Annotated in this window: 13 protein-coding genes; 5 read left to right on the plus strand and 8 right to left on the minus strand. The window is 70.5% G+C overall.

Annotated elements, in window-relative coordinates:
• Positions 1-6: 6 nt before the first annotated feature.
• The 5 genes from AC068D_RS14120 to AC068D_RS14140 all read right to left on the minus strand — a co-directional run bounded on the left by AC068D_RS14120 (position 7) and on the right by AC068D_RS14140 (position 4,749).
• Positions 7-324, minus strand: coding sequence for a non-heme iron oxygenase ferredoxin subunit (locus AC068D_RS14120; RefSeq protein WP_017948817.1), 318 nt, complete (start codon positions 322-324; stop codon positions 7-9).
• On the minus strand, positions 324-1,505 hold the full coding sequence (gene sufD / locus AC068D_RS14125; RefSeq protein WP_478823273.1) for a Fe-S cluster assembly protein SufD: 1,182 nt from the start codon (positions 1,503-1,505) through the stop codon (positions 324-326). Before sufD ends, AC068D_RS14120 begins: the two co-directional genes overlap by 1 nt.
• Before the next feature lie 59 nt (positions 1,506-1,564).
• Complete coding sequence (sufB, locus tag AC068D_RS14130) at positions 1,565-2,986, minus strand: Fe-S cluster assembly protein SufB (RefSeq protein ID WP_478823274.1); 1,422 nt, start codon at positions 2,984-2,986, stop codon at positions 1,565-1,567.
• A complete protein-coding gene (locus AC068D_RS14135; RefSeq protein ID WP_478823275.1) occupies positions 2,983-3,744 on the minus strand; it encodes a helix-turn-helix transcriptional regulator in 762 nt (253 codons plus the stop codon). Before AC068D_RS14135 ends, sufB begins: the two co-directional genes overlap by 4 nt.
• 243 nt (positions 3,745-3,987) lie before the next feature.
• Positions 3,988-4,749 carry a DUF72 domain-containing protein gene (locus AC068D_RS14140; protein WP_478823276.1) on the minus strand — a complete coding sequence of 254 codons (762 nt, stop codon included), beginning with the start codon at positions 4,747-4,749 and terminating at the stop codon, positions 3,988-3,990.
• 135 nt (positions 4,750-4,884) lie between these two features.
• Here AC068D_RS14140 and AC068D_RS14145 point away from each other — a divergent pair, with 135 nt between their 5' ends.
• The 3 genes from AC068D_RS14145 to AC068D_RS14155 all read left to right on the plus strand — a co-directional run bounded on the left by AC068D_RS14145 (position 4,885) and on the right by AC068D_RS14155 (position 7,692).
• Positions 4,885-5,811, plus strand: a complete 927-nt coding sequence (locus tag AC068D_RS14145; RefSeq protein WP_478823277.1) for an ABC transporter ATP-binding protein — start codon at positions 4,885-4,887, stop codon at positions 5,809-5,811.
• Between the two features lie 32 nt (positions 5,812-5,843).
• Positions 5,844-6,611 (plus strand): ABC transporter permease, encoded by a 768-nt coding sequence (locus AC068D_RS14150; RefSeq protein WP_478823584.1) that lies wholly within the window; start codon positions 5,844-5,846, stop codon positions 6,609-6,611.
• 112 nt (positions 6,612-6,723) lie between these two features.
• Positions 6,724-7,692 carry a COX15/CtaA family protein gene (locus tag AC068D_RS14155; RefSeq protein WP_478823585.1) on the plus strand — a complete coding sequence of 323 codons (969 nt, stop codon included), beginning with the start codon at positions 6,724-6,726 and terminating at the stop codon, positions 7,690-7,692.
• Between the two features lie 45 nt (positions 7,693-7,737).
• Here the strand turns inward: AC068D_RS14155 and AC068D_RS14160 are convergent, their stop codons facing one another.
• The 3 genes from AC068D_RS14160 to AC068D_RS14170 form a co-directional block, all read right to left on the minus strand.
• Positions 7,738-8,820: an amidohydrolase family protein gene (locus AC068D_RS14160; protein ID WP_478823278.1), complete on the minus strand. Its 1,083-nt coding sequence runs from the start codon at positions 8,818-8,820 to the stop codon at positions 7,738-7,740.
• 566 nt (positions 8,821-9,386) lie between these two features.
• Positions 9,387-9,740, minus strand: a complete 354-nt coding sequence (locus AC068D_RS14165) for a hypothetical protein (RefSeq protein WP_478823279.1) — start codon at positions 9,738-9,740, stop codon at positions 9,387-9,389.
• A 175-nt stretch (positions 9,741-9,915) separates the two neighbouring features.
• Complete coding sequence (locus tag AC068D_RS14170; RefSeq protein WP_478823280.1) at positions 9,916-10,863, minus strand: heme o synthase; 948 nt, start codon at positions 10,861-10,863, stop codon at positions 9,916-9,918.
• 338 nt (positions 10,864-11,201) lie between these two features.
• On the opposite strand from AC068D_RS14170, the gene tkt reads away from it, so the two are divergent.
• Both tkt and tal read left to right on the plus strand, forming a co-directional pair.
• Positions 11,202-13,289, plus strand: coding sequence for a transketolase (gene tkt / locus AC068D_RS14175; RefSeq protein ID WP_478823281.1), 2,088 nt, complete (start codon positions 11,202-11,204; stop codon positions 13,287-13,289).
• 34 nt (positions 13,290-13,323) lie between these two features.
• On the plus strand, positions 13,324-14,466 hold the full coding sequence (tal, locus tag AC068D_RS14180; protein ID WP_478823282.1) for a transaldolase: 1,143 nt from the start codon (positions 13,324-13,326) through the stop codon (positions 14,464-14,466).
• Positions 14,467-14,469 lie beyond the last annotated feature (3 nt).

Genomic DNA, 14,469 nt, shown 5'->3' on the forward strand with positions numbered 1-14,469 from the left:
GGTGACTCAGGACTCCTGGGTGACGGAGACGAGCACATCGTCCCCTTCGATCTTTACGGGGTACACGGGGACGGGGCGCGTCGCGGGAAGGCCGGACGGCTTGCCGGTGCGGAGGTCGAAGCTGGAGCCGTGCAGCCAGCACTCGATCTGGCAGTCCTCCACCTCGCCCTCGGAGAGGGAGACGTTCGCGTGCGAGCAGATGTCGTGGATCGCGAACACCTCGCCCTCCGTGCGGACGACGGAGACCGGCGTGCCGTCGAGTTCCACCCTCTTCGGGGTGTCCTCCTCCAGCTCGCTCAGCCCACAGGCTCGGACGAAGGCCATCAGAGGGACGCCTCCAGCTCGGCATCGATCTTGGCGATGAGGCGCTCCTCGACGTCGGGCAGCCCGATCTGCTGCACCAGCTCGGCGAAGAAGCCACGGACGACCAGACGACGGGCCTCGGCCTCCGGGATGCCGCGGGCCATCAGGTAGAACAGCTGCTCGTCGTCGAAGCGGCCGGTGGCGGAGGCGTGGCCGGCGCCGACGATCTCGCCGGTCTCGATCTCCAGGTTCGGTACGGAGTCGACCCGCGCCCCGTCCGTGAGGACGAGGTTGCGGTTCATCTCGTAGGTGTCGGTGCCCTCGGCCTTGGCCTCGATGAGCACGTCGCCGATCCACACCGCGTGCGCGTCGTCGCCCTGGAGCGCGCCCTTGTAGGCGACGTTGGACTTGCAGTGCGGGGCGTTGTGGTCGACCAGCAGGCGGTGTTCCTGGTGCTGGCCGGCATCGGTGAAGTACAGACCGAGGAGCTCGGCCTCGCCGCCCGTGCCCGCGTACGACACGCGCGGGTGGAGCCGTACGACATCGCCGCCGAAGGTGACCACGATCGACTTGAAGGAGGCGTCGCGGCCGACCAGCGCGTTGTGCTGGGCGACGTGGACGGCCTTGTCGTCCCAGTCCTGGACGGAGACGACGGTCAGCCTGGCGCCGTCACCGAGGACGTAGTCGACGTTGGCCGCGAGGGCCGCGTGACCGGTGTGGTCGATCACGACGACGGCCTCGGCGAAGGCACCGAGCTCGATGTGCTGGTGGCCGAAGGCGGTACCGCCCTCGCCGTGCACGGAGATCCGGATCGGCTCCGTGAGCACGGCCTCCTTGGGGACCGTGACGATGGAGGCCTTCTCGAAGGACGAGTAGGCCTGGGCGGCGACCCGGTCCACCGGGGTGCCTGCCTTGCCGAGCCGGGCGTCGTCACGTCCGACCGTCTGCACCGTGACGTCCTGAGGAGCGCTGACCTCGACGGTCACACCGCCCGCGGTCGCGACCGCGGTGCCGTCGTGCAGCCCGGCGAGACGGTCCAGCGGGGTGAACCGCCACTCCTCCTCCCGCCCGTGCGGGACGGGGAAGTCCGCCACGTCGAAGGACGGGGGCGCGCTCATGCGCGTGGCGACGGTGGACTCGGCGGCCACCGCGATCGACCCGGCAGTGGTGGAGCCCGCCGGAATGTTCTGAGCCTCAGCCATGGCTGTCGTAGTGCTCGCTTTCTCGGATAAGTCGGTGCTGATGGGTGGGGACGGTGGCCTCAGCCGACCGCGCCCTCCATCTGGAGCTCGATCAGCCGGTTGAGCTCGAGGGCGTACTCCATGGGCAGCTCCTTGGCGATCGGCTCGACGAAGCCGCGCACGATCATCGCCATCGCCTCGAACTCGGTCATGCCGCGGCTCATCAGGTAGAAGAGCTGGTCCTCGGAGACCTTGGAGACGGTGGCCTCGTGGCCCATGGAGACGTCGTCCTCGCGGACGTCCACGTACGGGTAGGTGTCGGAGCGGGAGATCGTGTCGACGAGCAGGGCGTCACAGAGCACGTTCGACTTGGCGCCCGGTGCGCCCTCGCCGATCTCGATCAGACCACGGTAGGACGTACGGCCGCCGCCTCGCGCCACCGACTTGGAGACGATGTTGGACGAGGTGTTCGGGGCCATGTGGACCATCTTGGCGCCGGCGTCCTGGTGCTGGCCCTCGCCCGCGAAGGCGATGGACAGGGTCTCGCCCTTGGCGTGCTCACCCATCAGGTAGACGGCCGGGTACTTCATGGTCACCTTGGAGCCGATGTTGCCGTCGACCCACTCCATGGTCGCGCCCTCGTACGCCACGGCGCGCTTGGTGACCAGGTTGTAGACGTTGTTCGACCAGTTCTGGATCGTCGTGTAGCGGCAGCGGCCGCCCTTCTTGACGATGATCTCGACGACCGCGCTGTGCAGCGAGTCCGAGGAGTAGATCGGAGCGGTGCAGCCCTCGACGTAGTGGACGTAGGCGTCCTCGTCGACGATGATCAGCGTCCGCTCGAACTGACCCATGTTCTCCGTGTTGATGCGGAAGTAGGCCTGCAGCGGGATGTCCACATGGACGCCCTTGGGGACGTAGATGAACGAGCCGCCGGACCACACGGCCGTGTTCAGCGAGGCGAACTTGTTGTCGCCGACCGGGATGACGGTGCCGAAGTACTCCTTGAAGAGCTCCGGGTGCTCCTTCAGCGCGGTGTCCGTGTCGAGGAAGATGACGCCCTGCTCCTCCAGGTCCTCACGGATCTGGTGGTAGACGACCTCGGACTCGTACTGTGCGGCGACACCGGCGACCAGGCGCTGCTTCTCCGCCTCCGGGATGCCGAGCTTGTCGTACGTGTTCTTGATGTCCTCGGGCAGCTCCTCCCAGGAGGCGGCCTGCTGCTCGGTGGAGCGGACGAAGTACTTGATGTTGTCGAAGTCGATGCCCGACAGGTCGGAGCCCCAGCTCGGCATCGGCTTCTTGTCGAACAGCCGCAGACCCTTGAGCCGCAGCTTCAGCATCCACTCCGGCTCGTTCTTCTTCGCGGAGATGTCGCGGACGACGTCCTCCGAAAGACCACGCCTGGCAGAGGCGCCTGCGACGTCGGAGTCGGCCCAGCCGTATTCGTACGTGCCCAGACCCTCGAGTTCGGGGTGGGCAGTCTCCGTGGGGAGAGTCATGCGGGGTTCCTCCCGGCCGTGCTTGCAGATGCTGATGTGTCGGTCTTCGTGGTGGTGCTGTCGCTGCTCGTGCCGCCGCCTGCCTTCGGGATGAAGGTCGTACAGACACCGTCGCCGTGGGCGATGGTGGCCAGACGCTGCACATGAGTCCCGAGCAGGCGGGAGAAGAACTCCGTCTCCGCCTCGCACAGCTGCGGGTACCGCTCGGCGGCATGGGCGACCGGGCAGTGGTGCTGGCACAGCTGCTCGCCGACCGGGGCGTTACGGGCCGTAGCAGCGTACCCGTCGGCGGTCAACGCCTTGGCAAGTGCCTCGGTACGGTCCTCGGGGTCCGCGGCCTCGACGGCCGCGCGGTACGCCTCGGCCTGGGCCTCGATCCGGTCACGGGCGAATGCGGCCACGGCCGCTTCTCCTCCCGCGTTCTCCTCGATCCAGCGCAGGGCGTCGACGGCGAGCGTGTCGTAGGACTGCTCGAAGGCGTCCCGGCCGCAGTCGGTGAGCGCGAAGACCTTGGCGGGGCGGCCGCGCGTACGCGCTCCGTAGACCCGCTTCTCGTGCGCCGCGACGACGTCGTCGTGCACCAGCGCGTCGAGATGGCGGCGAACGGCGGCCTGGGTGAGGCCGAGCCGCTGTGCAAGGTCGGCGACGGTGGACGGCCCGTGGTCCAGGATGGACCGCGCGACCCGGTTGCGCGTGGAACGCTCCCCGGTCCCGAGTTCCTCCTGAGGGGTCTCCCCGACAGCTCGACCGTTTTTCACAACGCCATTGTTGCGTAATTCCCGAGAGACTGACAAGCCGCATCCCACCGGACCGACGGTGCCCTGCATCACTTAGGGAAACCTAACCTGACCTGCGGAAATGATCACTCGAGGTTCATTTCCGCGGGGGCGCTCCGGGGCGGCCGGGCGGACCCCGAAGATCGCCGCGACCCCACTGACCGGGCGTTTTGTCCCTCCGCCGCCGTGTCCGGCCGACTCCCGTCGGCGCGCCGCTCCGGAGGCTCAGCGACTCCCGGGCACAGGAGCCACCGTCGTCCCCCGGGACGTCGCCGCACGTGCGAAGGCGGTCGCATCCCGAACGGCCGCACCCCCCGGATCGTTGTTGAAATACGCGAAGACGTCGTCCCCGTCCGGCCAGGTGTCGGCGATGCGTCCGGCCCAGGCGGCGAGGGCCCGGCGCCCGTACCGTGGCCACGGCTCCGCCCGGCCCTCGTGGAACCGCACATAACCCCAGTCGGCCGTGCGCCAGAGCGGTGTCACCGGCCGGGACCCGCGGTCCGCCCAGCACAGGGCCGCTCCCCGGCTGCGCAGCACCTCCCCGACCTCGTCCGTCCACCAGGAGTCGTGCCGGGGCTCGACGGCCACGCGCACCCGGCGCGGGAAGCAGGCGAGCGCCGCGTCCAGGGCACCGGGGTCGCACCGGAGGGTGGGCGGGAGCTGGAGCAGCACGGGTCCCAGCCGGTCCTTCAGCGCTGCCGCGCGGCTCATCAGACGGTGAACGGGTTCTTCCGGGTCACGCAGTCGTCGGATGTGGGTCAGATAGCGGCTCGCCTTCACCGCGAAGACGAATCCGTCCGGAGTGCGGTCACGCCAGTCGGCGAAGGTCCTGGACTCGGGCAGCCGGTAGAAGGCGTTGTTGCTCTCGACTGTCGTGAAATGCCGTCCGTACTCCTCCAGCCAGAGACGCTGGGGCAGCTCCTCGGGGTAGAGCCCGCCCCGCCAGTCCTTGTACTGCCACCCGGAGGTTCCGATGAGCAGGGGCATGAGGGGATCCTTCCCCGCAGCCTGCCGCTCACCCGGCCGGTGGCGGACCGTCGCGTCCTGAGGGCCTGGGCCCGCAGCGGCGGGATCCGGACCCGGCGGACCGGACGCCCCCCGCGGCTCCTTAGACTTCCCCGCATGAACAACGAGTCCGTCGTCCAGGTCCGGGGCCTGGTCAAGCGGTACGGAGCCAGGACCGCCGTGGACGGGCTCGACCTCGACGTCCGCGCCGGTACGGTGACCGCCGTCCTCGGTCCCAACGGGGCAGGCAAGACCACCACGGTCGAGACGTGCGAGGGCTACCGCCGCGCGGACTCGGGCACGGTCCGCGTCCTCGGACTCGACCCGGTGACCGATGCGGCGCGCCTGCGCCCGCGGATCGGCGTGATGCTCCAGTCCGGCGGTGTCTACTCCGGCGCCCGGGCGGACGAGATGCTCCGCCACATGTCCGGGCTGCACGCCGACCCGCTCGACGTGGACGCCCTGATCGAGCGCCTGGGACTCGGCTCCTGCGGCCGTACGACGTACCGGCGTCTGTCCGGCGGACAGCAGCAGCGGCTCGCGCTCGCCATGGCCGTCGTCGGCCGCCCCGAGCTGGTCTTCCTGGACGAGCCGACCGCGGGGCTCGACCCCCAGGCCCGCCGGTCGACCTGGGACCTGGTGCGGGAGCTGCGCACGGACGGGGTCACCGTGGTCCTCACCACGCACTACCTGGACGAGGCGGAGGAACTCGCGGACGATGTCGCGATCATCGACGCGGGGCGAGTCGTCGCACAGGGCAGCCCCGATCAGCTGTGCCGCGGCGGTGCCGAGAACACCCTGCGCTTCACCGGCCGCCCCGGCCTCGATCTGGGTTCGCTGCTGAAGGCGCTGCCGGACGGCACGTCCGCCGCGGAGCTGACGCCCGGGGCCTACCGGATCGCGGGCACCGTCGACCCCCAGCTGCTCGCCACGGTCACGTCCTGGTGCGCGCAGCACGGAGTGATGCCCGACGGCATCTCGGTGGAGCGGCACACGCTCGAGGACGTCTTTCTGGAACTGACGGGGAAGGAGCTGCGGTCGTGACGGCTCAGACGGCGACGGACAGGGGTGCCGGCATGACGCCCGGCACGTACGCACCGAATCCCGGAGCCGCCCCCGTGGGGCGGATGATCATGGCGCAGGCGGCGCTGGAGACGAGGATGCTGCTGCGCAACGGCGAGCAGCTGCTGCTGACCGTGGTCATCCCGTCGCTGGTGCTCGTGCTCTTCTCCACGGTCGACATCGTCGAGACCGGCGCGGGCAGGGCGGTGGACTTCCTCGCCCCCGGCGTGCTGGCCCTCGCGGTGATGTCCACCGCCTTCACCGGCCAGGCCATCGCCACCGGCTTCGAACGCCGCTACGGCGTGCTCAAGCGGCTCGGTGCCTCGCCGCTCCCCCGCTGGGCGCTGATGACGGCCAAGACGCTGTCCGTCCTGGTCACGGAGGTGCTGCAGATCGTCCTGTTGACGCTGATCGCCTTCGCGCTGGGCTGGACACCGCACGGCGGCCCCGTCCCCGTATTTCTTCTGCTGGTCCTCGGGACGGCCGCGTTCTCCGGGCTCGGGCTGCTGATGGCCGGCACGCTGAAGGCCGAGGCGACCCTCGCCGCCGCGAACCTGGTCTTCCTGCTGCTGCTGGTGGGCGGCGGCGTGATCGTGCCCCTGGACAGGTTCCCGGACACCGCCCGCGCGGTGCTGGACCTGCTTCCCATCTCGGCACTCTCGGACGGGCTGCGGGACGTGCTCCAGGACGGGGCGGCGATGCCGTGGGCCGATCTCGGGATCCTGGCCGGATGGGCGGTGCTCGGCCTGGGCGCGGCGGCGAGGTTCTTCCGCTGGGAATGAGCCCGCGCCACGGTGGACGGGCCCGCGGGCGGACGGTCGGAGCGTGCGCGGGAATGATCCCTCTCGCCCGTCTCGCACCCCTCGTGAAAGCTTGCACAAGCGGCCCTCTACGATAGTCGCCGTGCAGACCCCCCTCGCCCACATCGCCCAGCGCTGGACGCCGACCCCCCGGACCGTCCGGCGCGCCGCGCTCTCCGCCATCGTGATGAGCGTGGTCATCATCGTCACCGGCGGCGCGGTCCGCCTGACCGGCTCGGGCCTCGGCTGCGACACCTGGCCCAAGTGCACGGACGACAGCCTCTTCGCCACGCCCGAACAGGGCATCCACGGAGCCATCGAGTTCGGCAACCGCATGCTGACCTACGTGCTGTCGGCGGCGGTCGGCTGGGCCATCGTCGCGGCCCGCTCCACGAAGCCGTTGCGCCGCGGGCTCACCAGGCTCGGCTGGGCACAGTTCTGGCTCGTCATGAGCAACGCCGTGATCGGCGGGATCACCGTGTGGGCGGGCCTCAACCCGTGGACCGTCGCCGGGCACTTCCTGGCCGCCAACGCCCTGCTGACCGTGGCCACGATCACCTGGGTGCGGGCGGGCGAGGGCGACAGCGCACCGAGGCCACGGGTGCCCCGGCCGGTGCGCAAGCTGTCCTGGGCGCTGCTGACCGTCTCGGCGCTGCTGATCGCCGCGGGCACGGTGGTGACCGGCTCGGGCAAGCACGCGGGCGACAGCAGCGATGTGCCGCGCATGCCGTTCGACTGGGTGAACGCCGCGCACGTGCACGCCGCGCTGGCCTGGCTGGTGTGCGCGCTCGCCGTGGCGATGTGGCTGGTGCTGCGGGTGGTGGACGCCCCCGACGACACCCGGGCCCGGGCCCGTGATCTGCTCCTCGTCCTGCTTGCGCAGGGGGTGATCGGCTATGTGCAGTTCTTCACCGATGTGCCCGAGCTGCTGGTCGGCGCCCATATGCTCGGCTCCTCACTGATGTGGATCGCTGCGCTCCGGCTGGCGCTCAGCCTGCGGGAACGGCCGCTGGACACCCCGGCGGTCCGTACGCCGTCCGACGCGGAGCTCACCGCGGCCTGACGGCCGTCCCGTGATCCCCGCCCGACCAGGGGAGGAGGCCGGGGGTCACCCGGCGAGTCCGTAGACGCGGCGGGCGTTGTCCGCGGCGATCATCCCCGCCACCCGCTGGGCGTCCGACCGGCACCAGGCCCCGTCGACGACCCAGCCGCTCAGCACCCGTCCCAGGGCCTCCCGGAAGATCCGGGCCCCGACCACATGCAGTTCGGGCAGCCCGCGGGCCCCGCTGGAGAACAGCAGCTTGCCGAACGGCGCCAGCTCCAGGATCTCCGCGAGGACGGACGCGGCCCCGGCACCCGTGTGGGCGAGCGCGGGTCCCACGTCGGCGTACACATGCGGGAAGACACTCGCCAGATGCGCGGCATGACGGTGGTACGGGTAGCCGTGCAGCAGCACCAGATCGGTGCCGAGCCCGGTCGTGGCCGCCGCGAAACCGGTGAGCATCAGCGGGTCGTCGACCCCCACATGGATCTGCAGCGGCCGCCCCGACGAGACGGCCATCCAGAGAAGATGCCGCAGCAGCACGGGGTCGGTGAGCCGGCCCCCGACCTGGCGCCCGGTCAGCCAGCGACCCGTCGCGCCGCGCACCTCGCCGGGTCCCGGCGGCTCGGGCGCGAGAGCGAGCCCATGGCGTACGCCCGCGACCGAGGTGAATGCGACGGCCGATCCGGCGGCGCCGTGCACGGCCTCGGCAAGATTTGCGAGGAAGCACTCGACGGTGCCGGAGGTGTCGGCGACCTGTTCGGCCAGCTGCTCGAGACGGACGATCTCATGGGCCTCGGCCGAGCCCGTGGCGGCGATCTCGGGGAGTCCCGTGAGATCCCCGGGCAGCCCGGTATCCACCAGATAGGTGGAGATGCCGCTGGCGCGCAGCAGCCGCCTGCCGGCTTCCAGGACGCCCAGCTCCCTGCGGCGCGCGAGATAGTGCGCGGGCGGGCAGTGCGGCTCCAGGCCGAGGAGCGGCGGACACCAGCGCCGTACGGCGAAGCCGGTCTGGGTGTCGAAGAAGGTGGTGCCGGGCGCGGGCGGACCGGCGGTCCTGCCGAGGTGCGCCTCGAAGGAGCCGAGGCCCAGCTCGGTGCGGAGGACACCGTGGCAGTACTGATCGACCAGGGACGGCGTATCGATCATCCGGGGCTCCCAGCGGTGGACGGCTTCCACACGTCCTAACGGGTGAGCCCCGCGCGAGGTGTTGCCCATCGCCGTACGGGCCTGTCGGCGGCTCGGCGTGCGCGGGCGTGCGTCCCGGGCGCCGGGGTGGCACGCGCGGGTGCCGTGGAGAGCGCCCCGCGCCGGGAACGGCGGACCGAACCGGCCCGCCCGCGTCAGGTGCGACACCCCAGCCAGGCCCGGCGGTACCGCGCCGGTCCGGGAAGTCGGCGCCGTGCGAGCCGGGCAGCCCCGGGGCCGTGCGATGGGGACGTCCCGTACCCCGGCGCAACCGCTCGGGCCGGAGGCACCTGGGCGCGAGGGAAGCCACCCGCCCGGGCGACCCTCCGGCCGCGTGTCCGGCAACCACGGCGCCGCGGCAGCCGCCTGTGCGGCGCACGCCGGGCTGCCCCTCGGGCGGCGCGCGTCGGGCGGCGCGCGTCACTGATGCGGGCCCGGCGACAGGCGGTGGGGGGTGTCCGGTGCGCGGGCGCCGGCCGGCGCACCTGGTTCACGCCCCTGCACCGCGCGTGGTGACGGCTCGGCCGTCAGCCGTTCTTCGGGCCGCCGAGCTGGATGCCGGCCATGCGCGTCCACTCGTAGGGTCCGGTGCGGACCTTCGCCGCGAAATCGCCGTCGAACGACTCGTGCAGGGTGATGCCGGACTTCTCGGCGGCGCTGACCGCGATGGCGTGGGTGGGTGCGACGAGATCGCCCCAGCCGCCGTCCTCGCCGACGAGGACGATGCGGGTACCCGTCTGCCCGATGTACGCGAGCTGGCCCTCGGCGCCTCCGTGCGCCTTGGCGAAGGAACCGATCTGCTTGGCGAGCTTCGCCGCCTTGCGCTCAGCCCGGGCGTCGGGCTGGGGAGTGGTCTCGTCGACCTGCTGGGTGTCTGCCATGACCAGGATGCTACTCGCGGGTAGATCCACTGGCGACCGTCGGGCCACGTGGTCTGGGCCACGCGTCGTCCGCTCCCCGGGCCCGGATCGGGAGAAACGGCGACGGGCCCGCGACGGGCCCGTACCGGAGGCCGGAGGCGAAGTCCCGGTGGCGCGAGGGCCGGTCGGGCGGCCGTCAGCGCAGGAACGGGTCCACGGCCACCGCCACGAACAGCAGCGAGACATAGGTGATCGACCAGTGGAAGAGCCGCATCTCCTTGAGCTTGCCGCCCGTGGCCCCGGCCTTCGCCCGGTTCTGCAGGGCGTGCGCCTCCCACAGCCACCAGCCACCCGTCACCAGGGCAACGGCCGTGTAGAACCAGCCGGTGTAGCCGAGTGGGGTCAGCAGCAGCGAGACGGCGACCATCACCCAGCTGTAGACGACGATCTGGCGGGCGACGACCCTGTTGGAGGCGATCACGGGGAGCATCGGCACGCCGACGCGCGCATAGTCCTCCTTCACCTTCATCGACAGCGGCCAGTAGTGCGGCGGCGTCCAGAAGAAGATGACGAGGAAGAGGATGACGGCGGCCCACGACACCGAGTTCGTGACGGCGGACCAGCCGATCAGCACCGGCATACAGCCCGCGATACCGCCCCACACGATGTTCTGCGCGGTACGCCGCTTCAGCAGCATCGTGTAGACGACGACGTAGAAGAGGAGCGCGCCGAGGGCGAGCGCCGCGGAGAGCCAGTTGACGAGCAGGCCGAACCACAGGGTCGAGCCCACCGCGAGGGTGAGGCCGAAGACCAGGCCCTCACGCGGCGAGACCATGCCGGTGACGAGCGGGCGCTGGGACGTACGGTCCATCAGGGCGTCGATGTCGCGGTCGATGTACATGTTCAGGGCGTTGGCACCACCCGCGGAGAGATATCCGCCGATGCACGTGGCCACCACGAGCCAGAGGTCGGGCACACCCTGGGCCGCCAGGAACATCACCGGAACGGTGGTGATGAGCAGCAGCTCGATGATCCGCGGCTTCGTGAGCGCCACGAATGCCTTGACGCGGGCCCCGAACGGCCGATGGCCCCCCGGGCTGGGAGTCAAGACGACCCCTGCGGGTCGGGACTCGACGGCCGTCACGCACACCCCTGACAGAGAAATCCCAGCAAGCCCCGAGGGTGAGATCCCCCGGTGAAGACTTGCGCGTACCACGCCACTCTAGACGTTGGCCGCATGCCGATCTTCGCGGGGGTGGGGTCGTGTTGAGCCGTGCGGCACGACGCTGCGTATTCACCGTCGGGGTCACCGACAGGAGGCGAAGTCGAGCCGCGGAGCGCACCCTGGCAGTGCGGGCAGTGTCCGAGGGGAGAGACGTGCTCCCGAGAGGATGCGCACTGCTGCGAGGGTAGGCTCGACAGCGCCCGGTACACCCCTAAGTCACCGGGACCCGAACATGTGGAGAGGAGCCCTGACCCAGGGTGAGCACCAAGCCGACCACCACAGACCTCGAGTGGACCGCATTGGACCAGCGGGCCGTGGACACCGTCCGTGTCCTTGCCGCTGACGCCGTACAGAAGGTCGGCAACGGCCATCCGGGAACGGCCATGAGCCTGGCCCCCGCGGCGTACGTCCTCTTCCAGAAGCTGATGCGGCACGACCCCGCCGATGCGGACTGGACCGGTCGCGACCGGTTCGTGCTCTCCGCGGGCCACTCCAGTCTGACCCTCTACATCCAGCTCTACCTGGCCGGGTACGGCCTGGAGCTGGATGACCTCGAGGCCTTCCGCACCTGGGGTTCCAAGACCCCGGGCCACCCGGAGTACGGCCACACCGTCGGCGTCGAGACGACAACCGGTCCGCTGGGCCAGGGCGTGGCCAACGCCGTCGGCATGGCCATGGCTGCCCGCTACGAGCGCGGCCTGTTCGACCCGGACGCCGCGCCGGGCACCTCCCCGTTCGACCACACCGTCTGGGCCATCGCGGGCGACGGCTGCCTCCAGGAGGGCATCTCCCACGAGGCGTCCTCGCTGGCCGGCCACCAGAAGCTCGGCAACCTCGTGCTGCTGTGGGACGACAACCACATCTCGATCGAGGGCGACACCGAGACCGCCGTCTCCGAGGACACGCTGAAGCGGTACGAGTCCTACGGCTGGCACGTCCAGCGCGTGGCGCAGCTGCCCAGTGGCGACCTGGACCCGGTCGGCCTGTACAGGGCGCTGAAGGCGGCTCAGGAGGAGACCGAGCGTCCCTCCTTCATCGCCGCCCGCTCCATCATCGCCTGGCCCGCCCCGCACGCGCAGAACACCGAGGCGGCGCACGGCTCGGCGCTGGGTGACGAGGAGGTTGCGGCCACCAAGCGCGTCCTGGGCTTCGACCCGGAGCGGACCTTCGAGGTCTCCGACGAGGTCATCGCGCACACCCGCGAGGCCCTGGACCGCGGCCGTGACGCCCGGGAGGAGTGGGAGAAGGCCTTCGCCGAATGGCGTACTGCCAACCCGGAGCGCGCTGCCGAGTTCGACCGGATCCGCTCGACGGAGCTGCCGGCCGGCTGGGAGGAGAAGCTCCCGGTGTTCGAGGCGGGCAAGGGTGTCGCCACCCGCGCCGCGTCGGGCAAGGTGCTGCAGGCGCTCGGCGATGTGATCCCCGAGCTGTGGGGCGGTTCCGCCGACCTGGCCGGTTCGAACAACACGACGATCGACAACACGTCGTCGTTCCTGCCGAAGGGCAACCCGCTGCCGGAGGCCGACCCGTACGGCCGCACCATCCACTTCGGCATCCGCGAGCACGCGATGGCCGCGGTGATGAACGGCATCGCGCTGCACGGCAACACCCGTATCTACGGCGGCACTTTCCTGGTGTTCTCCGACTACATGCGCAACGCGGTGCGACTGTCCGCGCTGATGCATCTGCCGGTGACCTACGTCTGGACGCACGACTCCATCGGTCTCGGCGAGGACGGCCCGACCCACCAGCCGGTGGAGCACCTGGCCTCCCTGCGCGCCATCCCCGGTCTGAACATCGTGCGGCCGGCCGACGCCAACGAGACCGCCATCGCCTGGCGCGAGATCCTCAGGCGCTACACGAAGAAGTTCGGCGTGGGTGCCCCGCACGGTCTGGCGCTGACCCGCCAGGGCGTGCCGACCTACGAGCCCAACGAGGATGCGGCCAAGGGCGGTTACGTGCTGTTCGAGGCCGACGGCGGCGACGCCGAGGTCGTGCTCATCGGCACCGGCTCCGAGGTGCACGTGGCCGTCGAGGCGCGCGAGCAGCTGCAGGCCGCGGGCATCCCGGCCCGGGTTGTCTCGATGCCGTCGGTCGAGTGGTTCGAGGAGCAGGACCAGGCGTACAAGGACAGCGTCCTGCCGCCGTCCCTGAAGGCCCGTGTGGCCGTCGAGGCCGGGATCGGGCTGACCTGGTACCGCTACGTCGGGGACGCCGGCCGGATCGTCTCGCTGGAGCACTTCGGCGCCTCGGCGGACGGCAAGGTGCTCTTCCGTGAGTTCGGGTTCACCCCCGAGAAGGTGGCGGCCGCCGCCCGGGAATCGATCGAAGCCGCCGCGCGCTGACGCCGGTGTACGACCAGTAGGAGATGCAATTCTCATGACAGACGCACTCAAGCGCCTCTCCGACGAAGGCGTGGCGATCTGGCTCGACGACCTGTCGCGCAGGCGGATCACCTCCGGCAATCTCGCCGAGCTGATCGACCAGCAGCATGTCGTGGGCGTCACGACCAACCCGTCGATCTTCCAGAAGGCCATCTCGGGCGGTGACGGCTACGAGCAGCAGCTCACCGATCTGGCCACCCGCAAGCTGACCGTCGAAGAGGCACTTCGCATGATCACGACGGCGGACGTCCGTGACGCCGCCGATGTGCTGCGCCCGGTGTTCGACTCCACGGGCGGCCAGGACGGCCGCGTGTCCATCGAGGTCGACCCCCGTCTCGCGCACAACACCGCGGCGACGATCGCCGAGGCCAAGCAGTTGGCCTGGCTGGTCGACCGGCCCAACACGTTCATCAAGATCCCGGCGACCAGGGCGGGCCTGCCGGCGATCACCGAGGTCATCGGCCTCGGCATCAGCGTCAATGTCACGCTGATCTTCTCGCTGGAGCGCTACCGCGAGGTGATGGACGCGTACCTGGCCGGTCTGGAGAAGGCGAAGGCCGCGGGCCTGGACCTGTCGAAGATCCGTTCTGTGGCGTCGTTCTTCGTCTCCCGGGTGGACACGGAGATCGACAAGCGCCTGGACGCGCTGGGCACGGACGAGGCGAAGCAGGCGCGCGGCAAGGCGGCGCTGGCCAACGCCCGCCTCGCGTACCAGGCCTACGAGGAGGTGTTCGGCTCTGCCGACAAGTCGACACCGCCCTCCGACCGCTGGCTTGCGCTGGACAAGGCCCAGGCCAACCCGCAGCGTCCGCTGTGGGCCTCGACCGGTGTCAAGGACCCGGCCTACAAGGACACGCTGTACGTGGACGAGCTGGTCGCCCCGGGCACGGTGAACACCATGCCGGAGGCCACACTCGAGGCCACCGCCGACCACGGGCAGATCACCGGTGACACGGTGCGCGGTTCGTACGAGCAGGCGCGTGCCGAGCTCGACGCCGTCGAGAAGCTCGGGATCTCCTACGACGACGTGGTGCAGCTGCTGGAGGACGAGGGCGTCGAGAAGTTCGAGGCGTCCTGGAACGACCTGCTCAAGTCGACGGAGGCGGAGCTCGAGCGCCTCGCTCCTTCGGAGGGCTGAGCA

This window comes from Streptomyces sp. NPDC043861 (assembly GCF_056435905.1).